At 68.3% G+C, this 24,299-nt stretch carries 25 protein-coding genes; 12 read left to right on the forward strand and 13 right to left on the reverse strand.

The genetic code is table 11. The annotated features are described in order from the left end of the window. Positions 1-6: 6 nt before the first annotated feature. Positions 7-906, reverse strand: a complete 900-nt coding sequence (locus tag ACGF4C_RS13705; RefSeq protein WP_393566032.1) for a hypothetical protein — start codon at positions 904-906, stop codon at positions 7-9. Between the two features lie 227 nt (positions 907-1,133). Continuing rightward, complete coding sequence (locus ACGF4C_RS13710; RefSeq protein WP_393566033.1) at positions 1,134-1,832, reverse strand: MerR family transcriptional regulator; 699 nt, start codon at positions 1,830-1,832, stop codon at positions 1,134-1,136. Between the two features lie 87 nt (positions 1,833-1,919). On the opposite strand from ACGF4C_RS13710, the gene ACGF4C_RS13715 reads away from it, so the two are divergent. Together ACGF4C_RS13715 and ACGF4C_RS13720 are read left to right on the forward strand one after the other, a co-directional pair. After that, positions 1,920-2,381 (forward strand): DUF6194 family protein, encoded by a 462-nt coding sequence (locus ACGF4C_RS13715; protein ID WP_393566034.1) that lies wholly within the window; start codon positions 1,920-1,922, stop codon positions 2,379-2,381. A gap of 271 nt (positions 2,382-2,652) precedes the next feature. Then, on the forward strand, positions 2,653-4,041 hold the full coding sequence (locus ACGF4C_RS13720) for a PA14 domain-containing protein (protein WP_393566036.1): 1,389 nt from the start codon (positions 2,653-2,655) through the stop codon (positions 4,039-4,041). Between the two features lie 433 nt (positions 4,042-4,474). Here the strand turns inward: ACGF4C_RS13720 and ACGF4C_RS13725 are convergent, their stop codons facing one another. After that, positions 4,475-5,278 carry an alpha/beta fold hydrolase gene (locus tag ACGF4C_RS13725; protein ID WP_393566038.1) on the reverse strand — a complete coding sequence of 268 codons (804 nt, stop codon included), beginning with the start codon at positions 5,276-5,278 and terminating at the stop codon, positions 4,475-4,477. Between the two features lie 1,024 nt (positions 5,279-6,302). Between ACGF4C_RS13725 and katG the strand changes: the two genes are divergently transcribed. The 3 genes from katG to ACGF4C_RS13740 all read left to right on the forward strand — a co-directional run bounded on the left by katG (position 6,303) and on the right by ACGF4C_RS13740 (position 9,873). Next, positions 6,303-8,492 (forward strand): catalase/peroxidase HPI, encoded by a 2,190-nt coding sequence (gene katG / locus ACGF4C_RS13730; RefSeq protein WP_393566040.1) that lies wholly within the window; start codon positions 6,303-6,305, stop codon positions 8,490-8,492. Between the two features lie 154 nt (positions 8,493-8,646). Further along, entirely contained in the window at positions 8,647-9,279 is a 633-nt protein-coding gene (locus ACGF4C_RS13735; protein ID WP_393566042.1) for a glyoxalase, read from the forward strand. A 192-nt stretch (positions 9,280-9,471) separates the two neighbouring features. Continuing rightward, positions 9,472-9,873: a PPOX class F420-dependent oxidoreductase gene (locus ACGF4C_RS13740; RefSeq protein ID WP_107052616.1), complete on the forward strand. Its 402-nt coding sequence runs from the start codon at positions 9,472-9,474 to the stop codon at positions 9,871-9,873. A 71-nt stretch (positions 9,874-9,944) separates the two neighbouring features. Here the strand turns inward: ACGF4C_RS13740 and ACGF4C_RS13745 are convergent, their stop codons facing one another. Further along, entirely contained in the window at positions 9,945-10,379 is a 435-nt protein-coding gene (locus ACGF4C_RS13745) for an ester cyclase (RefSeq protein ID WP_393566044.1), read from the reverse strand. Between the two features lie 288 nt (positions 10,380-10,667). On the opposite strand from ACGF4C_RS13745, the gene ACGF4C_RS13750 reads away from it, so the two are divergent. Continuing rightward, positions 10,668-11,240, forward strand: a complete 573-nt coding sequence (locus ACGF4C_RS13750) for an antibiotic biosynthesis monooxygenase (RefSeq protein ID WP_393566045.1) — start codon at positions 10,668-10,670, stop codon at positions 11,238-11,240. A gap of 191 nt (positions 11,241-11,431) precedes the next feature. On the opposite strand, the gene ACGF4C_RS13755 is transcribed toward ACGF4C_RS13750, so the two are convergent. The 6 genes from ACGF4C_RS13755 to ACGF4C_RS13780 form a co-directional block, all read right to left on the reverse strand. Next, complete coding sequence (locus ACGF4C_RS13755) at positions 11,432-12,250, reverse strand: tyrosinase family protein (protein ID WP_393566047.1); 819 nt, start codon at positions 12,248-12,250, stop codon at positions 11,432-11,434. Positions 12,251-12,290: 40 nt separating this feature from the next. Beyond that, positions 12,291-12,788 (reverse strand): tyrosinase family oxidase copper chaperone, encoded by a 498-nt coding sequence (locus ACGF4C_RS13760; RefSeq protein ID WP_393566049.1) that lies wholly within the window; start codon positions 12,786-12,788, stop codon positions 12,291-12,293. 500 nt (positions 12,789-13,288) lie between these two features. Beyond that, positions 13,289-13,438 carry a hypothetical protein gene (locus ACGF4C_RS13765; RefSeq protein WP_393566050.1) on the reverse strand — a complete coding sequence of 50 codons (150 nt, stop codon included), beginning with the start codon at positions 13,436-13,438 and terminating at the stop codon, positions 13,289-13,291. Positions 13,439-13,461: 23 nt separating this feature from the next. Beyond that, positions 13,462-14,619: an ABC transporter substrate-binding protein gene (locus tag ACGF4C_RS13770; RefSeq protein WP_393566052.1), complete on the reverse strand. Its 1,158-nt coding sequence runs from the start codon at positions 14,617-14,619 to the stop codon at positions 13,462-13,464. 495 nt (positions 14,620-15,114) lie between these two features. Further along, positions 15,115-15,498, reverse strand: coding sequence for a nuclear transport factor 2 family protein (locus ACGF4C_RS13775; RefSeq protein ID WP_393566053.1), 384 nt, complete (start codon positions 15,496-15,498; stop codon positions 15,115-15,117). 55 nt (positions 15,499-15,553) lie between these two features. Further along, positions 15,554-16,054: a MarR family winged helix-turn-helix transcriptional regulator gene (locus tag ACGF4C_RS13780; RefSeq protein WP_393566055.1), complete on the reverse strand. Its 501-nt coding sequence runs from the start codon at positions 16,052-16,054 to the stop codon at positions 15,554-15,556. A 199-nt stretch (positions 16,055-16,253) separates the two neighbouring features. Here ACGF4C_RS13780 and ACGF4C_RS13785 point away from each other — a divergent pair, with 199 nt between their 5' ends. Then, positions 16,254-16,826, forward strand: a complete 573-nt coding sequence (locus ACGF4C_RS13785; protein ID WP_393566057.1) for a hypothetical protein — start codon at positions 16,254-16,256, stop codon at positions 16,824-16,826. A gap of 145 nt (positions 16,827-16,971) precedes the next feature. Continuing rightward, complete coding sequence (locus tag ACGF4C_RS13790) at positions 16,972-17,253, forward strand: DUF5959 family protein (RefSeq protein WP_393566313.1); 282 nt, start codon at positions 16,972-16,974, stop codon at positions 17,251-17,253. Here ACGF4C_RS13790 and ACGF4C_RS13795 read toward each other — a convergent pair. Then, positions 17,207-19,195, reverse strand: coding sequence for a HelD family protein (locus ACGF4C_RS13795; protein ID WP_393566315.1), 1,989 nt, complete (start codon positions 19,193-19,195; stop codon positions 17,207-17,209). The genes ACGF4C_RS13790 and ACGF4C_RS13795 overlap by 47 nt on opposite strands. On the opposite strand from ACGF4C_RS13795, the gene ACGF4C_RS13800 reads away from it, so the two are divergent. After that, positions 19,079-19,369 (forward strand): hypothetical protein, encoded by a 291-nt coding sequence (locus ACGF4C_RS13800; protein ID WP_393566319.1) that lies wholly within the window; start codon positions 19,079-19,081, stop codon positions 19,367-19,369. The genes ACGF4C_RS13795 and ACGF4C_RS13800 overlap by 117 nt on opposite strands. Before the next feature lie 240 nt (positions 19,370-19,609). On the opposite strand, the gene ACGF4C_RS13805 is transcribed toward ACGF4C_RS13800, so the two are convergent. Next, complete coding sequence (locus ACGF4C_RS13805) at positions 19,610-20,341, reverse strand: SDR family oxidoreductase (RefSeq protein WP_393566059.1); 732 nt, start codon at positions 20,339-20,341, stop codon at positions 19,610-19,612. Positions 20,342-20,653: 312 nt separating this feature from the next. Here ACGF4C_RS13805 and ACGF4C_RS13810 point away from each other — a divergent pair, with 312 nt between their 5' ends. Continuing rightward, complete coding sequence (locus ACGF4C_RS13810) at positions 20,654-21,319, forward strand: DUF4097 family beta strand repeat-containing protein (protein WP_393566060.1); 666 nt, start codon at positions 20,654-20,656, stop codon at positions 21,317-21,319. A gap of 305 nt (positions 21,320-21,624) precedes the next feature. Here ACGF4C_RS13810 and ACGF4C_RS13815 read toward each other — a convergent pair whose 3' ends face one another. Beyond that, positions 21,625-22,089 carry a MarR family winged helix-turn-helix transcriptional regulator gene (locus tag ACGF4C_RS13815; protein ID WP_393566062.1) on the reverse strand — a complete coding sequence of 155 codons (465 nt, stop codon included), beginning with the start codon at positions 22,087-22,089 and terminating at the stop codon, positions 21,625-21,627. A 101-nt stretch (positions 22,090-22,190) separates the two neighbouring features. Between ACGF4C_RS13815 and ACGF4C_RS13820 the strand changes: the two genes are divergently transcribed. Then, positions 22,191-23,090: an SDR family oxidoreductase gene (locus ACGF4C_RS13820; protein ID WP_393566063.1), complete on the forward strand. Its 900-nt coding sequence runs from the start codon at positions 22,191-22,193 to the stop codon at positions 23,088-23,090. 302 nt (positions 23,091-23,392) lie between these two features. Further along, positions 23,393-24,277 carry a LysR substrate-binding domain-containing protein gene (locus ACGF4C_RS13825; RefSeq protein WP_393566065.1) on the forward strand — a complete coding sequence of 295 codons (885 nt, stop codon included), beginning with the start codon at positions 23,393-23,395 and terminating at the stop codon, positions 24,275-24,277. Positions 24,278-24,299 lie beyond the last annotated feature (22 nt).

Genomic DNA, 24,299 nt, shown 5'->3' on the forward strand with positions numbered 1-24,299 from the left:
GCACACCTAGTGGGGTATCGGGGTGTCCGAGAATGCGGCGACGCTGCTGGTGATCATGGCTGTGTGGTACATCATGAAGCCGATACAGGCGTGCGCATGCGCGCCGGCGTCGGAGTTGGGGAAGCTCGGCACCTGCGAGAAGCTGTTCGCCGGCAGGAACCGGTAGCCCGCGGGCGGGTTCTGCCGGAACCGCTGGGTGTAGCAGCTGGACACGGCGCCGGGTGAGGGCGTCAGTTCCGCGGGTTCGGTGAGGATGAAGGGGCTGTCGAAGTCGATGACTTCGCGTATGAGTCCCGAGGGTTTCATCGCGGCGATGAACTTCCGCATCGCCAGGATGCCGGAGCTGAAGGAGGTGACGCCGACGTCCGTGAGATTCGACGGCGGGAGGAACGGGACGAACGCGGCCTGGGTGGCCGCCGTGATGTTGCTGAGGGTCGCGACCGGGTCGATGGAGAACATGTTCTGCTGAGGGTCGACGCCGAGCGCGGCCATGGTGGTGAACGGGACCAGCAGCGGAATCCGCCGGACAGACGCCAACTGGCTGCCCTGCAGCGCGATGTACCGCTGCAGGCTGCCGGACCAGCCGCCGGTGAAGGTGGGGTAATCGGCTTCCGTGGCGTGGATGAGCGGGGGCTGCGGCGGGGGCCGGAGCTGGACCACTGTCGGATGGAAGAAGACCTGTATACGGGAGAAGTCGGTGGTGCCGAACGGTACTGCGACACCCACCCAGAACACCTGGCTGTCCTTGGTGACCTTGAACAGGAATTCGTGGATCGTCGAGGTCAGCTGTATCTCTTCCAGGAAGTCACCCTGCATCACGGGTTTGATCACCGGATTGGTCACGACGTGCGGAAGCGTCAGGGCGGGAGGATTGGTTTGTGTCACCGTGATGTTCATGGTCGTCATCTCACCTACTCGGTGACCTGGATCCGGAAGTACGCCCGTCCGGAGGCCTTTTGACCCTGCGGACGGCAGCGGCGCAAGGCAGTGCACAGAGATAGCGACAGAGGCAGGGACGGAGGCAGGGACAAGCGAAAGCGTCCCGAGTCCCGAACCGCCCCTCACAACTTCAGGAGACACCCGCCGCTCGCCGCCCGCAACTGGGGCTGCCACGACGGTAAGCAGGTGTCAAGTCAACCGGCGGCCAGCGCGAGCACCGCACTGAGTGCGGCGGCTCCGTCCAGGAGGGCTTTGGAGCGTGCCGCGATGCCGGCGTCCCTGGCAGCCAGCGCGGCGGTGACCTCCTCCGACCGTCGGGCGCACCGCATCTCCGGCATGAGGGTTCGAAGAGGTGCGATGCGGTATCCGGCCTTACGTAGTTGGTGAACGATCCGCGCGTCTCGCACCTGGCTTGGTGTGTATAGCCGCGTGCCTCGTACCGGGTCGCGGTCGGGGACGACGAGCTCCTCGCTGTGCCAGTGCCGCAACGTCGAAGGACGTACGTCCAAGGCGGCGGCGAGTTCGGAGATGCTCATCGCGTCCGACGCGCGTACATCTTCGATCGGCTCACCGGAGATTGCCTGGGCTGCCTGCTTGGCCTGCCTCAGTTGCCCGCGCTCCGTGTCGAGCCGGGCGTGCGCTGCGTCGAGCAGAGCAAGCGCCACCTGCCAGGTGGCCGACTGGTGGACGGCCCGCACGATCTCCTTGGCCTCGGTCGGACCCGCTCCTGCTGCCAGCGCCCGGTAGGCCAGGGCGGACTGCAGATGTATCTCCGTATAGATCCGGTAGCCGGCTGCCGTGCGCGTCGCCGACGGAAGTACACCGGCGTGCTCAAGATTGCGCACCTGTTGCACGGAGCACCCGGCACGCCGTGCGACGTCGATGGTGCGCATGGCCCCCGATTTGAGACCTGGCATCGTGAAGTCCCTCCATAGCAGCCTCGAAGTCTCCACAAGCACTTCAATGCAACGCTAGAGCACATGACCATGGACGAGATCATCGGCTTCGTGGACGGCCTCGACGGCGTCCTGACCCTCAGGCCCGCACCCGGCGACGGCTCACCGGAAATCGGCTGGGGCGACACGTTCTTCTACTACGCACCTGAGGGCGTCACCCCGACGGCGGCCCAACCGTTCGCGACGATCGTGATCAAGAACTACCCCGGCGACGAGGCATCACGTCTGGACCGCCCGGACACCTTCCGCGTGAACATCTCTGCCGGGAAAGAGGCGTTCATCCGGTGGACCGGCCACGCGCCACGCGAACCAGCCCCCACCGAGGTCGACCCCAGCACCGCCGACACCGTGATCGCGCACCCCGTCTACGGCACCGTCGGCTGGCTGGCAGTGGTGAACCCAGGCCCGCGTACCGAGGTGGCGACCCGTGAGTTGCTGCACACGGCCCATCACCTCGCGCGCTCACGCTATGAGCGGCGCACGTAGAGCTGCCAGTAGGAACGAGCGAGAGGAACGAGGGAGAGAGCCGGGGGAGGGATCCGGGGGAGGGAGCGGGTGGAGGATCCGGGAGGAGAGAGGGGACAAGACCCGGTTGACCAGCGGAGTGGCGATCGCTGCCGGGCCCCTTCACATATCGGGCGCGCTGTGCAACCTTCTTCCCACCTCACGGGTCTCCACGCCGTACGTCTTACCCCGCACAGCGTGAAAGGTCCCCGTGCACCAGAAGAGACTCGTGGCCGCCCGGACAGGTGGTGCCATGTGCGCCGTCATCCTCGGCAGCCTGCTGGCCGCAGCCCCACAGGCAGCAGCCGCCGACGTCACCTGCTCGACCAACGTCTACAAGCGGACGTTTTACCACAACACCTCGTTCTCCGGCTCCCCGGTGAAGACCGACTGCGACGGCACCATCAGCCAGAACTGGTCCGGCAGCCCGGCCTCCGGCGTGCCGTCGAACAACTTCGGCGTCCGCTGGTCGGTGACCCGCGACTTCGGCTCCGGCGGCCCTTTCATGTTCACCGTCTCCGCCACTGATGGCGCCCGCGTCTACCTGGACGGCGTCCGCCAGATCGACCTGTGGTACGCCACCGGTGACACCGCCCGCTCCACGTACCTCGGCTTCGACGTCCCGTCCGGCAAGCACACCCTCCGAGTCGACTACGTGAACTGGTCGGGCGCCGCGAAGGTCGCATTCACGTACACGCCCCGGACGTCGGCCACGTACGACGAGACGAAGCCGCTCGCCCCCACCGGTGTGAAGACTTCCTACAACACCACGACCCGCAAGACGACCGTCTCCTGGTCCGCCAACAAGGAGATGGACCTGGCGAGTTACTCCCTCTACCGTCGGCCCGTCGGCTCCAGCACCTGGACGAAGGTCACCACGACCACCGCCCGCAGCTACACCGACCCCCTCGTGAACCCCGACGACCGCACGCCCTACTACTACGAGGTGCGCGCCACGGACAAGGCGGGCAACACCTCGTCGGGCAGCACGGACACCATCGTCCGCCCGCTGCCGATCGTCACCTCCCTGACCGGCACCTACGACAAGGCGACCGGCAAGGTCACCCTGAAGTGGCCGCTGAACACCGAGCCGCAGTTCGACCACTACACGGTCCTGAGCAACGACAAGGTGGACGGCTACTGGAAGTGGGTCCCGCTGGGCACCACCACCGGCAACACCTGGACCACCGCTCCGATCGTCGCCGACGGCGAGACCCGCCACTACCGTGTCCTCGTCACCAACGACGGCGGCACCACCACGTACAGCGGTGATGCCCTCAACGCCTACGCGACCAACGAGCTCTGGCTCAACATCCCCGACGGCATCGCCCCCGCCAACGCCCCCGAACTCCTCATCGGCTCCTGTGAGGGTGGCATACGGGCGACCGCGAACGACTACACGCCGGCCCCGATCCGCGACTTCACCGGCTTCGAGATCGAGCGCCGCGCGGCGGGGACGGACGCCTGGTCCGTCGCCACGCACCAGGGCTACGACCCGCGCCACGACCCGGCCTACGTAACCGTCTGCGACCCGCTGCCCGCCGACGGGCGCACCTATGAGTACCGGGCCCGTACGTACGACGCGGCCGGGAACTACTCGCCGTACAGCGAGATACGTGCCATGACCGTGCCGGTCGGCTGACGGACACGGAGCACGTGGGTTCGCCCCGTCGGCCTGGCCGGCGGGGCGAAGTGCTGCGGAGGGCGGGTACCGGTACGGGTGCGGGCGGGCCCTGGGAGGCCGCGGCTCCGGTGCCGTTTGCTCCGGTCTCAGGCGGGGGTCAGAGTGAGAAGGGACCTACGGAAAGGACATTCGGAAAGGACCTGTCCTGTGATGACTGTTCCGCAGCCGCCCGGGCCGCCAGGGCCCCTCCATCCGGAGCCGGCCCCGCCCACCCCTGGTCCTCCGCCCAGTCCGCCGGAGCCGGGGCCGGGGCCCGTACCGCCCGGACCCGAGCCTGTTCCCCCGCCGCCGCACCCTCCTCATCCGGAGCCGGAGCCTCGTCCAGGCCCCGATTGACTGACGAGGGCTCCGGGCGGCCCGTACCGCCCGGAGCCCTACGCGCGCAAACCGGTCAGACGCAGCGGGGCACGAAGGCGGGGTCCGCGGGGCCGGTGCGGCCGAGTGCGTTGAGCACCCACTGGGCGACGACCGGATCGTTCGGGCTCTGGTCGTGCTCGAAGGCGTCCAGGGGGCAGCGGTCCTGGAGCGTGACGTTGGTGACCTGCTTCGCCGGCCCGCTGAGGAAGGCGCTGGTGTACGGGGTCACGACCTCGTCGTGCTTGGTGGTGATCACCGTGTAGTCGGGGCCCGCGACCGTGTCGCCCTTCGCGTTGAGGTTCGTCAGGAACGGCGAGCCGACCATCTGGTCGGTGCAGGCGTCGCAGCCGGCAAACCCGGTGGGGATGGTCAGCGGGTTGGTCGTGCCGTGGTTCGAGGGCACGATTCCCACCAGTTCGTCGACCTTGGTCGCGCCGCCGAGGAAGTCGAGGTAGTAGCGGGGCATCATGCCGCCCTGACTGTGACCGACCAGATCGACCTTCTTGGCGCCGGTCGCGCCGAGTACCGAGTCGACGAACGTGTCGAGTTCCCGGGCCGAATCGGCGATGTGGGCGGTGGCCTGGTTGCCGTAGTCGAGTGCGAAGACGCAGTACCCGGCGTCCTTGATCTGCGGCGACAGGACCGACCAGTTCTTGGCCATGTTCTCGAAGGTGCCGTGGACCAACACGACGGGATAGGGGTGCGCGGCGGACGGCTTGCACGTCCAGTCGTTCGCGCCGGGCGGCGAGACGCTGTCGGCCTGGGCGGGGCCGGCGGTGAAACCGAAGAAGGCGCAGGTGGCCACCATCAGGGCCAGGGGGAGGGTCCTCAGACGCATGCCGTTCCTTTCGCGGACCGCGCAGGCGAGACCCGCGTGGCCACCGGGTGCCGACCGCGCACGGGAGCCTGGATGCGGCGGCTCGGCCCCTTCGGCGCGGGCGACAACTGTGTCCCCTGTTCGGCAATGTCGAACAGTAAGCGGGATTCTGGATTCCACTTACTGACGCGTCAACCCTTTGGGCGCCCATTGAGGCGCTGAACACACAGGCCGCTCATGCGACGCCGGGTCCGCCCGGTTTGCGCCCGCCCTCCCCGGCCTGCCCGGCTTCGCCCATCTGTCCCCTGTCCGCCCGGCGCTGCTCCTTGGCGCACCCTGGCCCTGCCACCGTCGTGCTGTCGGGCCCCATCGACATCCGGTGCGCACCGGTCCGACCGGCTGCGCGCGGCGGAACACCCAGGTTCTGTCTCCGTGAGCCAGGAAGCGGCTGTGAAGAGGCGCAGTGTCCGTGCGCGTGCGAGTCTGAATGGGCCGGATGCCGGCATCCTCCCGGAAGGAGCATGTCATGAGTGCCCAGTCGGGCCGGGCGAGACCAGGCGTGACGGATCAAGGCCCACGCACGGAACGCGCCGTGGACCGGATGGCTGACGACGCCAGACGGGGCGATCGCCTGGGGTCGGAGACAAGGCGGGAAGCGCAGCGGGCGCGGTCAGGCGTCGAGGGGGCGCGGACCAGGCAAGGCAAGCGACCCGACGGCGCAGGCTAGCTAGCCTTCGGGCTCCCCGCCCGCACCGAGTTCCCTGCAGTGGAAGGCAGGGGACGGATTGCCATGTGCACGTCCGGGTCAGCCCAGTCAGTCCGGTCAGTCCGGTCAGTCCGGTTAGTCAGCGGCCGGGGCCGGCCGGCGGGACAGCGGATCGTCCACTCCCGGACTGTCCATTCCAGCCGTAACGACCTCAGGCGCTGGATCCGGCAGGACCCGCCGGTCAGGACCCGCCGATCAGGCACGAACGATCAGGCACTGCCGGCGTCGCAGCCAAGCAACAACCAACAGAAGGAACCCGATACAGGAAGAAGGACGGACGTGTCCGGCAGCGAAAGTGAGAACCCAGTAATCCCCTCCCCGGCCCCCACGCCGACCCGGCCCAGGACGAACCGGGACTGGTGGCCGAATCAGCTGGACCTTCAGGTTCTCCACCAGCACTCGCCCCAGGCCAACCCGATGGGCGAGGACTTCAACTACGCGGAAGAGTTCGCCACCCTCGACCTCGACGCGCTGAAGCAGGACGTCTTCGAGGTGATGACGACGTCACAGGACTGGTGGCCTGCCGACTACGGTCACTACGGGCCGCTCTTCATCCGGATGAGCTGGCATGCCGCGGGAACGTACCGCATCGCCGACGGCCGGGGTGGTGGCGGCGCCGGCGCTCAGCGCTTCGCCCCACTCAACAGTTGGCCCGACAACGCGAGCCTCGACAAGGCACGCCGATTGCTCTGGCCGGTCAAGCAGAAGTACGGCCGGAAAATCTCCTGGGCGGACCTCCTGGTCTTCGCCGGTAACTGCGCCATGGAATCGATGGGATTCAAGACGTTCGGATTCGGCTTCGGGCGCGAGGACATCTGGGAACCCGAGGAGATCTTCTGGGGGCCCGAGGACACCTGGCTCGGAGACGAGCGCTACAGCGGGGACAGGGAACTCGCCGGCCCCTTCGGTGCCGTGCAGATGGGACTGATCTACGTAAATCCGGAGGGGCCCAACGGCAACCCGGATCCGATGGCTGCGGCCAGGGACATCCGCGAGACGTTCGGGCGCATGGCGATGAATGACGAGGAGACGGTTGCGCTCATCGTCGGCGGCCACACGTTCGGCAAATGCCATGGCGCGGTCGATCCCTCGTACATCGGGCCGGAACCCGAGGCCTGTCCCCTCGAACAGCAGGGCCTCGGCTGGCGGAACACCTACGGGAGCGGCACCGGCTCCGACGCGCTGACCAGCGGACTTGAGGGCGCATGGACCACGGAGCCGACGAAGTGGGACCACGGATACTTGGACAACCTGTTCAAGTACGACTGGGAGCTGACGAGGAGCCCCGCCGGCGCGCATCAGTGGACCCCCACGGATCCGTCGGCCAAGGACGCCGTGCCTGATGCGCATGATCCGTCGAAGCGGCACGCTCCCATGATGCTGACGACGGACCTCGCGCTGAAGCTGGATCCGGTCTACGGGCCGATCACGAAGAGCTACCACGAGAACCCGGACAAGCTCGCGGTCGCATTCGCCAAGGCCTGGTACAAACTGCTGCACCGCGACATGGGACCCGTCTCGCGCTACCTCGGCCCGTGGATTCCCGAACCGCAGCTGTGGCAGGACCCCGTTCCTGAGGTCGATCACGAACTGATCGCGGACGCGGACATCGCCGACCTCAAGGCCAGGATCCTCACCTCAGGACTGTCCATCTCCCAGCTGGTCACGACTGCCTGGGCGTCAGCGGCAAGCTTCCGCGGCACCGACAAGCGTGGCGGGGCCAACGGGGCACGGATCCGACTGGCGCCGCAAAAGGACTGGGAGGTCAACGACCTGCCCGAGGTGGCCGAGGTGCTGCAGACCCTTGAGCGGATCCAGCAGGACTTCAACGGCTCCCGGACCGGCGGAGTGAGGGTCTCGCTGGCCGACTTGATCATCCTGGGCGGGTGCGCGGCCGTCGAGCAGGCCGCCAAGAACGCGGGGCACGAGATCACCGTCCCGTTCGCACCGGGACGTACGGACGCCTCGCAGGAGCAGACCGACGTCGAGTCGTTCGCCGTGCTCGAACCCAGGGCGGACGGCTTCCGCAACTACCTGCGGGCGGGAGAGAAGTTGTCGCCGGAGACCCTCCTCCTGGACCGCGCCAACCTGTTGACCCTGACCGCTCCCGAGATGACGGTTCTGGTCGGCGGCATGCGGGCCCTGAACACCGGCTTCAAGCGATCCCCGCACGGTGTCCTCACCCACCGGCCGGAGGCCCTGACCACCGATTTCTTCGTCAACCTGCTCGACATGGGAACGGAGTGGAAGGCATCGAACTCCGCTGAGAACGTATTCGAGGGTCGGGATCGCACCACGGGCGAGGTCAAGTGGACGGCCACCGCCGTCGACCTCATCTTCGGTTCGCACTCCCAGCTCCGCGCCGTCTCCGAGGTCTACGCGTCCCAGGACGCGGGGGAGAAGTTCGTGCGCGACTTCGTGGCTGCCTGGGACAAGGTGATGACTCTCGACCGGTTCGACCTCGCCTGAGCCCGATGTCCCGCCCGGTCGGCCACTCGCCGGCCGGCCGGCCGGGACATCCTCGGGCCCCAGGGGGCTGATCCATCCGCCCTGGCTTTGCTGACCGGAGACCGGTCAGGAATCAAGAAGCGCCGGTCATCGGGCCGCGCCTAGCGTGAGGGCCATGGCAACCATCGAATCCCTCACCCTTGAGGTGGCCGACCCCAAGGCCGCCCACCGCTTCTACACCGCCGCCTTCGGCTTGGACGCGCAGATTCGTCTGCGGTCATCCCAGGCACCCAGCACCGGCTTCCGCGGATTCACGCTGGCGCTCACGGTGTCCCAGCCGGCCGACGTCGACAGTCTCGTCAACGCTGCCCTTGACGCCGGCGCCACGTCGCTGAAGCCGGCCGCGAAGTCGCTCTGGGGCTACGGCGGTGTCGTACAGGCCCCGGACGGGACGATCTGGAAGGTCGCGACCTCCGCCAAGAAGGACACCGGCCCGGCCACCCGGGACATCGACGAGATCGTGCTCCTGTTGGGGGTCGAGGACGTCAAGGCGAGCAAGCAGTTCTACGTCGGCCAAGGCCTGGCCGTGGCGAAGAGCTTCGGCGGCAAGTACGTCGAATTCGCCGCCGAGGGGTCCAGCCCCCTCAAGCTGGCCCTGTACAAGCGCCGCGCCCTGGCCAAGGACGTAGGCGTTCCCGCCGACGGCAGCGGATCGCACCGGATCGTTCTCGCAGGCAACGCCGGGCCGTTCACCGACCCGGACGGCTTCGCCTGGGAGGCCACGTCGCTCGCACCCGCGTCGTCCTGACTCCCGGCCCCGGCCGGACGCCTCGAAGGAGCTGAGGCGGTGGGCAATCCAGGCACGCGGAACCCGGGGCGGGGGAGGGCCGGGTTCCCACCGCGGCTACCGTGGCCCCGCACCCCACCGAAGGATCCACGGAACGGATCCACGGAACCCGTCCACCGAACCGATCCACGAACCGATCCCTGGAGAGCCCCCGTGCCCGTACCCCTCGGCGAGGACGTAGTGGCGCTGCTGCGCCGCCCCAGCACCTGCTACCTCGCCACGACGATGCCCGACGGCTCGCCCCAGCTCACCCAGACCTGGGTCGACACCGACGGCGAGCACGTCCTGATCAACAGCGTCGAGACGCATCAAAAGACGCGGAACATCGCGCGGGACCCGCGGGTGGCCGTCGCGGTCGCCGACCCCTCGGACCCTTCCGCCTACGTCCAGATCCGCGGTCGGGTGCTGCGGGTGACCACCGAGGGAGCGGTCGACCACATCGAGGCGCTCGCGCAGAAGTACCTCGGTGGGCCCTACCCCTGGTTCGGCGGCCGCGACCAGGTCCGGGTGATCTATGTGATCCAACCCGAACGCATCAGCAGCCCCCGCGGCTAGGCCGCTTGCCCGGAACGTCCGAACGACAGCGGCTGCCGCGGATCGCGAGACGCCCCTTGCGTCGGGCCCGGTCAGGACGGGAGGGCGCCGAGCTGGCGCAGTTGCGCGAGGACGTCGACGATGCCCCGGATCTCGACGATCCGCCCGCCGGCGAAGCGGAGGATGAAGATCTCGCTGTAGCTGACGGTCTTTCCGGTGGGCGGCAGGCCCTGGTACTCGCCCCGGTGGGTCCCGGTCACCGTGTTCCTGGAGACGACCTTGTCGCCCTCCGCGATCGTCTCCTCAACGGTGACGTGGAGGTCGGGGAATGCGTGCAGCAGCACCTCCCACACCCGCTTCAGGGCCTCCGCTCCCGTCGCGCCCATCGGTACCGGCGCATGGAAGACCAGGTCCGGTGCGACGAACTCGTCGATGGCCTTCGAGATGACTTCAAGGTCTCCGCTGTTCACGGCGGAGTGGAAGCGGTTGAGCGTCGCTGTGTTGCTTGTTGCCCCGGCTGCCGACATGCGTTTCTCTCCTCTGGTCTGTGCCCTCGCCGTGCCGTCCTACTGCTCAACGGCGTCTGAGCAGTAGGACGGCACGGCCACCGGAAATGTGACGCGACGCGCGGACAAGGGCCGGGAGTCACCGCCATGGCGCGCCGAGGCTGTCACTGACGGCTACTTCCGCGGCGGCAACCTCGCGCGGCGCACCTCCGACGGCAACTTGGTGGTGACCGGGCACCTCGCGGCGGGCTGGGGCTTGGGGCTTGGCGCTTGACCTCAACCGCAGTTGATGAATGAGAGTCCATGTCCATGAATCGATTCCTGGATCTCGTGTGCCCTGCTGCAGGAACAGCGTTGTGGAGTGAGTGGCTTACTGGTACTGCCGAGCGTTCGCGTGCGGCCGCTGACGCTCTGATGGATGAGTGGGCGGCAGCCGCGACACCGTCCGGTCGCCTGGCACAGCACGTTTACCTCTCCATGGATGGGGCCGGTCTCCTCTTCCATGCGCAGTGGACCAGCGATGCAGCGCACCTGGCATGGGCTCGTGCTCGCCGCGCCGACGTCGTCAGCCGTGTGGACACGCTCGTGCCGGGTATCGAACGCCCCGGGCTGATCCGAACTCGCCTGCATCACAGCGTCGTTCACGACGCGGAACGACCAGCCGGCGTCTTCGTGGTCAGCACGATGGCGGCGGGCGATGTGGAGGCGACGGGCGTGCCGGCGCCGGGTTTGCTCGCGGCGCACGTCCACCTTGCGACAGAGGGCGAGCGTGCGATCGTCGGCGCAGAATGGACCGACGCCTCGTCTCATGAAGCCGCCACCGCCGGTGATGTCAGCTTCAAGCGGTACACGTTGTACCACTCGTTCGTCGACGACGTCTGATTCTCGATGCCCTGCGCGGTCACGGGGCCTGACGCAGACCAGGAGTTGAGGGGAACAGGGCCGGGGTCCTCTTCTGGCCGCACACTCCGCCCGGGCGGCCGTTGGGGAGGCCGCACGGGCGGAGCGTTGTGCCGGCGTGCCTGGGAGGGTGGGGCCGGCGGTCAGGTTCCGAGCGAAATGTCAGGTACCTGTCATGCATAGGTGTAAAACTTGGTGTGGTCCAGGAGGTCCGCCGGCGTCACGTCGTTCCACGGCTTCATCGTGTCGTGCAGGTCGACGACGTCGGGGGTGTCGCCGGTCGGGAGATAGCCCGAGGTGGGGTGCAGCTTCTGCCAGTCGGCCCAGAGCTTGTCGATGAAGCAGTGGTGCAGCCAGAAGACCGGGTCGTTGGGGGAGGCGCCGGTGGTCATCTGGCCGCCGACCCAGACGTGCACCCGGTTGTGCAGGTTGGGACCGCGCCAGCCCTCGATGTTGTTGCGGAAGCCGTCGGAGGCGCTGTTCCACGGGGGCGCGTCATAGACGTTCATGGCGAGCACCCGGTCGACCTCGGCCCGGGTCGGCAGATCGCGCACGGCGGTGCCGAGCGAGCGGCGCAGGAACGTCCGGCCGTCCACCCTGAGGTTCATCGGCCACCTGCCGCCACTGAAGGCGAACGGGCCCGAGGTCACCCGGCCGTCGCCGCTGCGCCCGTCACCTCCGAGGAAGTCGTCGGCCCACAGGGAACTGCGCGGGCTGCGGTCGACGGTCCAGTCCCAGTAGGGCAGGGTGACCGATGGGGTGATGCTCTGCAGCGCCTGCTCGAACTGCAGCAGGAACCTCCGGTGCCAGGGGAGGAAGGACGGCGACCGGTGGCCGGTCCGCTCCCCGTCGTCGGTATCGCCGATGATGAACGCGTTGTGGGTGCTGATGAATTCGTCGTAACGGCCGGCGCGCTTGAGCTCCAGCACCGCGTCGACGAAGTTCCGCTTCTCGGTGGCGGTGAGGTTCGCCTGGTTCTTCCTGACTGCCATGTCGAGGGCTCCTCGGTGGGGGGACGGGCAGGGTCGGGCCTCAGCCGGTGATGACGGGGACCAGGTCGGCGCCCTGGAGCCCCCGGACGGCGGCGCGCGCCAGGGCGTGCGGGGTGCTGAACTTCTCGTAGTGGTTCACCAGGCTGATCCAGGTGCCGTCCGCGTTCCGCATCACATGGAGGTCGTCGTTGTCGATGCGGACGACGAAGTCCATGCCGTCATGCGGGCCGGCGAGCCGCTGTGCTCGCTTTCCGTGGCCTGCTTGGCCGCCGGGCGAATCGCCCGAATCCGCCGGCCAGCCCGCTATGTGGCGGCCCTGGTACATCTCGTCGAACGGCTCGGGCTCGGGCATGTCGTGACCGTTGCCGGAGTGCCCGCCTGCCGCCGGGTGTCCGTGGCCGTCGGCGGATCGTGTGGCGGCGCGCTCGGCGGATCGTGCGACGGTGCCGTTGGCGTGGGCGACCGGTGCGGCCAGCACCACGCCTGCGAGTGATGCGGCACTGCCGTGCAGCACCTGGCGCCGGGTGGGACGCGACATTTTCCACTCCTCTGGTGGGGCCTCGGCTCCCCTCCGGGGCGCGGCCGCCGCGGAGGGCAGGAGCCGGCGTGCCGACGATCGGCACGCGCCGCCCCATGCTGGCAGGGACGAACGGAGCATCAAGTCGGCCCGCATGTTCGGGCCAGGGTGGAACAACTCCCGTACCGAAGTGCAGAGTTCAACGGCGTTGATCGTCCTTGTGCGGCGGTCGGGACGCTCCCCGGAAGCGGATATTCCGCGGTTTTCGCCGCCATCCACCACAGATCCTTTTCTCCGCGCCACACATCGTGGTGCCGCGCACGACCCGAACTCGGCGCAAACGGAGGGGGTTTGGGTGTCCGGGGGTTTGAGTGTCCGGGGTTTGGGCGCCCGAGGGCTTGCGGCCGGTTCGCCTGCCGGGCCTCGGTGCCGGCGGACAGGCATCAACGCAGCTGCGGGTGGGGGAGGGGGCGCCAGGTGCACGAGCGGGCGGACGGCCACCCGAAGGGGAGATCAGAAGATCAGCGGATTCCCAGCTGCCGCAGTCCACCGCGCAGCGAGAAAGGGGCAGGCACCAGCCTCTGCTCGTCGGCGATGAGCACCCGGATCGTCGGGGAGGTGGGCGACAGGGTCGCGCGGTGCCGCCGCTGGGAGGAAGCGGCGGGCACCACGTCGGTCCGGATGCGGGTCGCGGTCAGCCGGAAGTGGCCGTGCCCCAGCTCTCGGTGATGACGACCTTGGCGTCGCTCTGCTGCGTCTCGGTCGGGAAGCTCGGCGTGCCGGAGACCTTCGGCAGCTTCGCCGCCGCGGCCCTGTCGAGCGTGCCGGCCTTCTTCATGGCGGTCATCAGAGCCGGACGGGCGTAACCCTTGAGTCGGAGGTTCTGGCCCTCGGTGCTGTAGAGGTACTCCAGCCACAGGCGCGCGGCCGCGGGGTGCGGCGCGTCCTTGTTGATGGCCTGCGAGTAGTACTGGGAGAACTTGCCGTCCGAGGGGACCACGACCGTCCAGTCGAGGCCCTTGGACTTGAACTCGTCGGTGTACCCCGCGTTGAGGTAGTCCCAGTCGATGCTGATCGGCGTCTTGCCCTTTTCGATGGTGGCCGGGGTGGATTCGACGGGCGTGTAGTTGGCGCTCTTCTTCAGCTTGGCGAAGAAGTCCAGGCCGGGCTGGATGTCATCGAAGGACCCACCGTTGGCAAGGGCGGCCGCGTACACGGCACCGAAGGCCGAACCGGACTTGGTGGGGTTTCCGTTGAGTGCGATCTGCCCCTTGTACTGCGGTTTGAGGAGATCCTTGAAGCTGGTCGGGCAGGTCTGCACCCGTCTGGCATCGCAGCCGAAGGAGATGTAGCCGCCGTAGTCGTTTGCCCAGCGGCCGATCGAGTCCCTCTGGACATCGGGGATGTCGGCGAAACCGGCGACCATGTACGGCGCGAGCAGCCCCTCCTGGGCGGCGCTCTGCGCGAAGGAGCTGCCGAGGTCGAGGACGTCGGGCGCGTTGTCCTTGCCCTTGCGCGAGGTGACTGCGCTGATTTCGTCCTGGCTGGCGCCGTTCGGGTTCTCGACCTCGACCTTGATGCCGTACTTCTTCTTGAAGCCGTCGATCAGGGCGCCGTAGTTGGCCCAGGTGCGGGGCAGCGCGATCGCATGCAGCGTGCCCTCCTTCTTGGCTTCCTTGGCCAGGGCGTCGATGCCGCCGAGGGCCTCGGCCGTGGTCGCGGTGGCCGCGCTGCTCTTTCCGCCGGCGGTGCTCGACTCGTCGGGGGCCGCGCTGCAGGCACTTAGGGCGGGTGCGGCGGCGAGGGCGAGGATGCCGGTCAGGACGGCAGTCCTCGGCGGGAACACGGTCACGGTCTCTCCAGGGGTACGCACAGAGCATTGAGGGGATTCATGCGGGGCCACACAGGGGATGCACGTGGGGGGTGAGCACCTGTCCGACGACTTGCCTGAACAAGTTGGGCCTCAGTAGGCCCAACTATGGTGTCCGTCAGGTAAACATTGGTAAAACTAATGACTCCGATTCCCTCACAATCGCAGCTCGGAGGGGTCACCATGGCAACGTTCCCGGGCTGGACGGGCTCCACAATTTGCACACAATTGCGCGCGAGAGGGATCACGGCGACCCGCCCCGAGAAGATCACCGGAGAGCCTCTCCGTCGAGCGCCCACCTCAGTTCTCCGACGCCACATCGCCTCTGGTGCAGCCTCGTTGCACTCTCCCTCCGACGAGGTGACGCTGGCTGCGCATCCGCTGCTCGACGCAATCAGTCAGGCAGGGTGAACGGTGTCCGAGTGAACCGATACGGGCGTGCATTCGCCGCCACCGCAGTCACGCAGGGAGCGTGACCTAGTCGCAAGGCGGGGCAATTGCGGTCATAACGGCCTGCCAGGGGGCGGAGTCGAAGAGGAGTCTGATCGCGGTGATCCGGCCGTCGCGGAGGCGGAAGTGTTCGGCGGTGTGCTGGGTGCCGACGGGCGAGGCGGTGTGCACGTCGTAGATCAAGGTCGCCTCGTGGTCGCCGTACAGCTCGCTGATGAGGTCGACGCCGGTGACGATTCCCAGGAGTGCGTCGAGGCCGTCGAGGTGGCCGGTCGGGCTGTCGGAGGCGACGAACGGGCTGCGGAAGGTGAAGCCGTCGCCGATGTGAGCGGCGGCGGCCGCGACATCGCCACGGAACCGGGCCTCGTGATAGGCCCTGACCGCGCGTCGGGTCGGTGAATCGGTGGTCATGGCGTCCTCGGGACTCGTTGGTAGGGGAAGGAGCAGGGGAAAGGGGGTGACCGGTTCAAGAGGAAGCGGACTGGTCGGGGGGACTCGTACGCAGGTAGTGCTCGATCCGCTGCTGGTTCTCGACCAGGCGCAGGCACAGATGCCGGAATTGGTCCAGTTCGGCCGGGCTGAAGCCCTGGAAGACCGCCGACATGGCGCGTTGCGTCGGTTGGCGGAAGGACTCCAGCCAGTCGCGTCCGGACGGTGTGATCCGCACTCGGACCGACCGGCGGTCGTGCCGGTCCTGGACCCGCTTGACGAGATGGTCGCGCTCCAGGGTGTCCACCAGGCCGGTGATGTTCCGGGAGCTCACCCCGCCGGCGCGCGCCAGTTCGCCGATGCTCAGACCCTCGTCAGTGGTAGCGCCCAGTCGTACGAGGACGTCGAGTGCGCCGGCGCTGAGGCCGCGGCCGGCCGCGCCCTGCGAACGCAGCCGGTCCACCGCCTGTGAGGCCGAGCGGACAGCTGCGGCCGCTTCCAACGCCAGGGTGTCGCCGTCGCACGCGAACGTGCCCATGGATGCCCGGACTCCGGGGTCGTAGAGGAGGCCGGCATCGTCCCTGGCCAAGCCCTCAGGCGAATTATGTACGTGCTTCATAATGAAGCAGCACTGTACTTTGGTCGGGGCGTTTCGCCAAGGGGACAGAGGTGTGGCTGCCCGGACGGTAGGTGCCTCTGTAGGCTGGCTGTCTCGGGGGGAGTTCATGCGCTTTGTGATGACCGACAACTATGCCGCGATCGTCATGTCCGTCGACGCTGGGCTGCTGGTGGTGGGGGCCGTGCAGTCCCACGGCACCATCAACACGGTCAGAGAACGCATCAGAGCGGTGAATCAGCGACACGCGGCAGCCGTGAGCGTGCTCGCCGACCGGCTCCGGGCAGGTGAAGAGCCGACGAACGCCGAGCTGTGCCGGGCCCATGATGTGTCCCGAAAGGCAACCGGAGACCTGCGGCGACGGTTCGAGAGGCCGGCCACCGTGGGCTTGATGTGGGTCATCATGTCGTTCTGGCTGGTGGTTTCCGTGATTGCGACACTCTGGTGGTCGGCAATGGAAGGACATGGCCAAGCACCATGGCTGGCCGAGGGCACGTTGGCGGCTACCGCCCTCGCCCCCCTCGTCCTGCTGGCAGAGACCATCCTCCGGTTCTGTTGGGCGGGCGAAGCGGCGACGGACGACTTGGCGCAGGAACAACTGCAACGCCAAGTGGCTGCAGTCGACCTGGACGCCGAGTTGTACCACCGGGTGAGGCAGCGCCTCGATGAGTTCACCCGGGACGGCCGCCGCTGAGGTCGTGGAGGACGCGCAGTTGTTCTGCTGCTGCGGGTTGCGGCAGGCGATACCTTCCGCTGGCAACGACGGCCCTACGCGGAGGCTTCATTGACTCTCCCCGGTTCACTCAACGGTGCTTCGCTGCACCCGATGAGGAAGGCCCCTGAGTCGAGGGGGGAGTTGTGGCAGGACGGATGAGTCGGGCTCCATGGTCACCGTACGGGTGCCAGTCGTCCCGCCGGACGACTGGATTGCCGACCACCGGCAGCGTCTGCGCAGGGTGCTGGATCACTGGGCCCCATGCTGTCAGCGTAGGGAGACGAGTTGGGGGCCGAGCTCGACGCTCGACCTCGGCCCTGGGCGAGAGCGGCTCGATCACGGCCCACATGAGGTGTCCTTCACCAGCACGCCGGCGCCGGGGAGCCACTCGGTGACTGGGTGGTGAGCGTGCAGAGCCGTTTGGTGGCCCGGGTGAGGGCGACGTACAGGTCGCGTTCACCGCCTGGTTGGGCTGTGGCGATCTCCGACGGGTCGATGAGGACCACGTGGTCGAATTCCAGGCCGCGGGCTTGGGAGACCGGCACGATACGGGCCAACAGGCCGATCCCTGCAGCGGTCAAGGCGGCCACTCTCCTGTCCGCGCAGATCACCGCGAGCAGATCGCCCGGATGGGCTGCGGCCTGGGACCGGAGTTCCGCAGCCAGGACGTGGGTGAGTTGGTTCCGGTGGGTGGTGAGCTCGCGGGGGACCGGACCGTGGCGGATCGCGCGGCTCGGCGCCTGGCCGGGGGCGATGCGGGCGAGCAGGCCGTGGGTGGTGGCGAGGATCTCGTGGGTGCTGCGGTAGCTGACGGTCAGGGTGTGCAGGGCATACCGGGCGCCCACGTGCGGACGTAGCGCTTCGGCCCACGTGCGCTCCGTTGCCGTGGGGCCGGCTTGGGCGAAGTCGCCGACCAGGGTCATTGACCGGGAAGGACACCGGCGCAGGGCCATGCGCCACTGCATGGCGGTCAGTTCCTGGGCCTCATCAACGACAACATGCCCGTAGATGCGCGCGGGCGGGCCCTCGACCAGGGTCGCGGCCTCGTCCAGCAGCGCCGCATCGGCGTCGGTCCAGCCGGCACCGGGCGTGCGCAGCAGCCCGGACCGTTCCTCGTAGGTCAGCGACGGCAGGTGGAGAGCCATCGTCTCCGCGTCCGTCAGGAGGGCCTGGACGACGGTTTCGGGGGTCAGCTGCGGCCACAGCATTTCCAACACCTCGTCAACCGAGGGGTCGTTGAGGAGATCGGCCCGGACGGTGTCCCTGTCGAACTCGGTTGCCGGGGCTGGGGTGGGGGTGCCGTCCAGGCCGAGGGTACGCAGGTCGGCTTCGACTGCCTGGTCGAGATCGAGGCCGGTGCTCTCCAGTGCCTCGGTGTCGATGGCTTCCAGGGTGGCGTTCATGGCGCGTTCCAGGACGTTGGTGACCTGGTCGACCAGGTGTTGCTTGGACACTTCCCTGGCCGGGTTGTGCGCCAGACCGCTCGTGAGGGCCGCTTCACGCGCTCTGGCCACGGCGACGTCCGGCAGACGGACCAGTTCCCGGCCTACCTGTATCGCGAGACCTCCCTCGGCCGCCTGGTGGGAGCGGACCAGAGCCGCGAGGGCATCGGCCAGCTCGGCCCGGCCCTTGAGGCGGGCGATGTCGGGTGGTTCCACGCCGGCGGGAGTCACCTGTGCGAGGTCGGCGCACGTCGCCAGCACCGCGTCGTTCTCTCCCAGGGAGGGGAGGACCTGCGAAATGTACTCGAGGAAGCGCGTGTTCGGGCCGAGGACCAGCACGCCCTGCTCGGCAACCCGCGGGAACGCGTACAGCACGTAGGCGGCCCGGTGCAACGCGACCACCGTCTTACCCGTACCGGGGCCGCCCTGCACCACTGTGACCCCGCGGTGCGCGGAACGCACTATCGCGTCCTGCTCGGCCTGCAAGGTGGCCACAGCGGACCGCATCCGCCCCGTCCGTCCGGCCTCCAGAACGTGCGTCAGCGGCCCGTCAGCCACGACATCGTCAACGGCCGGTGCCGAGCCGTCCAGGAGCTCGTCACTCACGGCTCGCACCGTGCGGCCCGTGACACGGAGGTGACGGCGCCGCCGCAACCCCAACGGGCGCTTCGACGTCGCCTCATAGAACGGGCGCGCCGCCTCCGCCCGCCAGTCCACCACCAGTGGCTTTGCGTCCCCGTTTTCGTCCTCGTTTTCGTTCCCGTTCAGGGACAGGCCGATCCGACCGAGGTGCAGCTCCGTACCGTCCACGGCATCGAGCCGACCGAAGACGAGCCCCTCCTCGGCACCTTCCAGTCGCCGGATCTGCCTGGCCAGCCGTCCAGCGGCGACCTCGCGTGCGTAGATCTCGCCCGGACCCGCATCATCGGACGCATCGGACCGCAAGACGTCCGCCAACTGGGCCCGCGCCTCAGCGAGCCGCTCATCCAACAACCGGTACGCGGCGGTCACATGGAGCTGTTCCGACTCCGTCTGACGCGCAGCGACGCGGGCATTGATGTCATCGAACCGCACCCGTAGCCAGCCTTTCCCTCGTGAAGGCCCTCCACTATGCGACCGAATTCCCGCAAAGGTAAGGCTTGACTTACCTGGACGCGTCAGCCGCCCGGCAGGGGATGCCTGGCCGGGACGCCTGGTCAGGGCTATAGCAGGATGCTCCGGCCGGGCGGGCAACAGCCGCCACGCACCGGCACGATGGAGATCGAGTACTGGAGGGGCCATTCAGTACAGGAGCGAGACCTAGGGGGCGGGAGGGGCCCTTCAGGACAACCAATCGGTGTAGTGGGTGGAGGCGATGCGGGCGTCGTTCGGGGCGGTGAGGACGTCGCCGTGGGCGGCGGCGAACATGCCGGCGCTGTCGTCGGTGACGACGGAACGCCCGTCGCCCTTGGCGGTCAGGGTGACTCGGCCGAGTTCGTCGAGGGGGTAGACGTCTGGGCCTGCGATGTTGAGCACACCGTTCAGGGGGCTGCCTGCGGCGACTTCGGCGACAGCGCTGGCGACGTCCGCAGCGGCGATCGGCTGGATGGGCGTACGCGGCAGGCGCACGGTGTCGCCGTCGGTGGTCATGGCCAGGGTCGCGTCCATGAACTCCATGAACTGCGTGGCGCGGACGATGGAGTACGGGATCGGGCCGGCCTTGAGGATGTTTTCCTGAAGCACCTTCGCCCGGTAGTAGTCCAGATCAGGCACTTGGTCCACGCCGACGATCGAGAGGATGACGAAGTGCCTGACCCTGCTCTTCTCGCTCGCGGCAAGAAGGTTGTCCATCGAAGTCTGGAAGAAGGCGAGCGAGGCGTCGTCGAAGGTCGGGGAATTCGTCAGGTTGATGACGGCGTCGGCGCCCGCCACGGCCGCCTCCAGCCCCTGGCCGGTGATGATGTCGACGCCCGTGGACAGGGAGTGCGGTACGGCCTCATGCCCGTCCGCGTTCAGGTTCTCCACCACCCGTGACCCGATGAGCCCGGTCCCGCCGACGACTGCGAACTTCATGGCCAACCTTCCTTCCACAACGCTGCCCGATATGAGATGTATGCGGCCTTAATGACCCTTTACATATACCCGCACCCGGGCATCGCCGCCGCGGCGATCACGACACGTCAGCCCCTCCGCCATAGCGTTCACTTTCAGTTCATTGCAATGAGCGCGACGACCGTCGTTGCATTATCGTCGAGGCCGTTGCAACTCTTTCCATGGAACTACCTGCACTGATGCAGCATCTACGCAAAGAGCGTGTTGCAGCTACTTGGAAAGCAACGTAGCGTTTCCGTTGTCAGAAAGACCCAGCGAGTACAGGAGAGCACAATGCAGAAGTTCGACACCCCCGACCCGATTTCCGCCGTCCTGGACGTCCCCGCCGGGCGCATCCAGTTCATCGCCGCCGACCGCGCCGACACCACCGTCGAGGTCCTGCCCGCCAAGCCCTCGAAGAGCCGTGACGTCCGGACCGCCGAGCAGACCACCGTCACCTACGTCGACGGCGTTCTGAGGATCCGCACCCCTGAGCCCAAGAATCAGCTCTTCGGGCCCTCCGGTTCCGTGGAGGTCACCGTCCAGCTGCCCGCAGGCTCATGCATCGAGGCCAAGACCGCCGCCTGTGAGCTCCGCGGCGTCGGCCGCCTTGGTGATGTCGTCTTCGAAGGGGCCTACCGCCAGATCAAGATCGACGAGGCGGCGAGCGTCCGCCTCACCGCGACCGACGGCGATGTCGAGGTCGGCCGGCTGGGCGGCCCCGCGGAGATCAGCGCCGCAAGGGGCGACATCCGGATCGCCGAGGCCGTGCGCGGCGCGGTCGTGCTCAGCACCCGGTCCGGCGACATCGCGGTCGGCGCCGCCGCCGGCGTCTCGGCCGCCCTCGACGCCGGCACCAGCTACGGCCGAATCAGCAACACCCTCAAGAACAACGGCACCGCCGAACTCGACATCCGCGCCACCACCTCCCACGGCGACATCACCGCCCGCAGCCTCTGACGGAGCGAACCCGGACCGTGCGGCCGGGTCCACCGCAGTCGAGATCCCGCCGGGTCGCCGCCGACGACCCGGCCGACCGTCCCCAGGGGCCTGCGATCCACGCGCAGGCCCCGGATGCGTCGTACGAGACGCTCACGCGACCAGGAGGGCGGGGACCGGCGGTGGGTCGTCGGTGAACTGGGGGGTGGGGTGACGGCGCATCACCTACGACGAGTGGGCCAGCGGCAGCAACTCCCCGAGTTCTCTCCGCAGTCTCTCCGGCCACGCCCCCTCCATCCTTGTCCTCCCCCTTGTCGCCGGTGGTCCTAATGCGCGTCTTTGTTGGCCTTGAGTTTGTGCCAGACGGTGCTGAGGGCGGCGAGATCGGTCTCGTCGAGGAGGTCCGTGAACACGGGGGCCAGGCAGGCGCGGCGGGTGGCGTCGGCCTCCTCGAAGAGTTGGTGGCCTTCCGGAGTGAGAGCCACCTCGATCGAGCGGGCATCGCGGGGGGAGGGGGTACGCGTGACCAGTCCCCGGCCCTGCAGGGCATCGACGACCCGGGACACCTGGCTGCGACTGAGCATGGTGCTGTTGCCCAGGACGGAGGCGGGGACCGGGTCCGGGCTGGAGGCGAGCCACAGCATCACCTCGAACCATGAGACCGGAAGATCGTGTGCCTTGGTGAGGGCGCGGTCGACGCGCTCGGTCAGCACGGTTCCGGCCCAGACCAGGCCGTAGAAGGCGTGGTCGGCCACGGGCATCTCGGCCTGAGTCAGCTTCTTCTTCGCCATGCGGCCAGCCTACTGGGTTGCGTGTGCACGCACATAATGCTTATGGTGTGTGTACACGCACTTAAATTGCTCCGACATCCCGGAGTCGAAAGGTCTTTTTCATGTCTTCCCAGTCGTTCCAGTCGTCCCGGTCTTCCCGCACCGTTTCGCAGGCTCCCTCGAACCCCAAGGTCGTCCTGATCACCGGCACGTCCTCCGGCATCGGCCTCGCGGCCGCGGTTGCCGCCGGCCAGGCAAGATGGCGCGTCGTGGCAACGCTGCGCAACCCGGGCCGGGCCGACGCGCTGCGCACGGCCGCGGCGGAGGCGGGGGTGGAGCTCGATGTCCGGCGGCTCGACGTCGTCGACGAGGCCTCGGTCGCCGCGGCGATCGATGGGGTGATCGCCGACTACGGCAGGCTCGACGCCGTGATCAACAATGCCGGCGCCGGCCACCTCGGCACCCTGGAGAACGAGAGCGTCGCCGACGTGCGCGAGGTGATGGAGGTCAACTTCTTCGGCGTGCTCCACGTCTCCAAGGCGGCCCTTCCTCACCTGCGTGCCGCCGGGGGACGTCTGATCACCGTCACCAGCGTCGGGGGAGTCGTCGGTCAGCCCTTCAACGAGGCTTACTGCGCCGCCAAGTTCGCCGTCGAGGGCTTCATGGAGAGCCTGGCGCCCGTGGCGGCCCGGGTCGGAGTCAAGGTGTCCGTCGTCGAACCCGGCGCCGTGGTGACCGAGTTCGTGAACAACATCGGGGTGGATCTGGAGGCCGAGGTGGCCGCCGCCGGTCCCTACGCAGACACCTTGCAGGCCTACCTGGACCGTACCGTCGCCCAGTTCCTCGGCAGCAACGCGCAGACGCCGGCCGAGGCTGCCGAGGCCGTCATGGAAGCCCTGGAGGCCGACCAGCCCGCGTTCCGTATCCAGACCTCTGACTGGGCGCGCGGTTTCACCGGCACCAAGCTGAGCGACCTCGACGGTTCCGCGGTCCTCGGCCTCACCGGTGAATGGGTGGGCTGATCCGAGCCGGCCTGGCCGATGGGCGATCTACCGTAGGGCGGGTCGCCCGGGTCGCCCGGGTCGCCCGGGTCGCCCGGGTCGCCCGGGTCGCCCGGGTCGCCCGGGTCGATCCGACGACCCGGGCGGGCGTGAGTGGGGGCACGCCCCATGGACGAGAACGGCCCCGCCCCCGCCTCCGCCCCCGCAGCCAGCGGCCCTGGTGCCGGCCTGGGCTCCGTGCCTTGTGGCGCGGGAGGGCCGTCACCCAGGGGCATTTCGCTCGTGGAATCATCAAGGATCGTGATGAGTGAGGGGTGGTAGGTGTGGAGCTGCGACAGGTCCGGTACTTCCTGGCGGTTGCCGAGGAACTGCACTTCGGGCGGGCGGCCGAACGGTTGCGTGTCGTCCAGCCCACCGTCAGCCAACAGATCCGGCGGCTGGAACGCGAGCTCGGCCTGGAGCTGTTCGACCGCACGACCCGCACCGTCAGCCTGACCACCGCAGGCAGCGCGTTCCTGCCACACGCCCGCGCCATCACCGCGGCAGAGCAAGGGGCGTTGGAGACCATGGCCGCCCTGCACGCCGAACAGGAGACGGTGCTGCGCATCGGCACCAACGTCGGCCTGGGCGTACGCCTGGAACACCTCCTGACGACGCTGGCCGAGCGAGCGCCGCACGTCACGGTGGAACTGACCAGCGCCGAGCCCGCCACGCGGCTGCAACACGTACGGGACGGCGAGCTGGACGCCGCCTTCATCCGCGGCGTAGACCAGAGCCCAGGCCTCGACCTCATCCCTGTCTGGCAAGACCCCCTCGTGGTGGCTCTCCCGGCCACCCACCCGCTGGCCGCTCGTCAGACCGTCGACATCGCCGACCTGGCCGCCATGCCCCTGCGTATCGTCCCCCGCGCCGCCAATCCCCATCTGGTCGACCTGGTCACCGCCGCCTGCCGGGACGCCGGCTTTGAACCCGTCCTGGGTCCCGCCTTCACCACCGACCAGGACACCCTCGCCGCCATCGGCACCGGCAAACCCGCCTGGACCGTCTTCTACGCCACCCAGGCCGAACTCCTCCCCACCACCCGCACCGCCTTCCGGCCCTTCACCCCGCCCGCGCCGGCCATGGACACGTACCTTGCCGTCCGCCCCACCGCACCCGCCCGCCGTCTCGCCCCCCTCCTGGACGCCTGCCGAACCCACCGGACCTGAGCGCCTGCCGGTTCCGCCAGGC

Origin of the sequence: Streptomyces sp. NPDC048197 (assembly GCF_043202395.1) — a bacterium.
Taxonomy (GTDB): domain Bacteria; phylum Actinomycetota; class Actinomycetes; order Streptomycetales; family Streptomycetaceae; genus Streptomyces; species Streptomyces siderophoricus.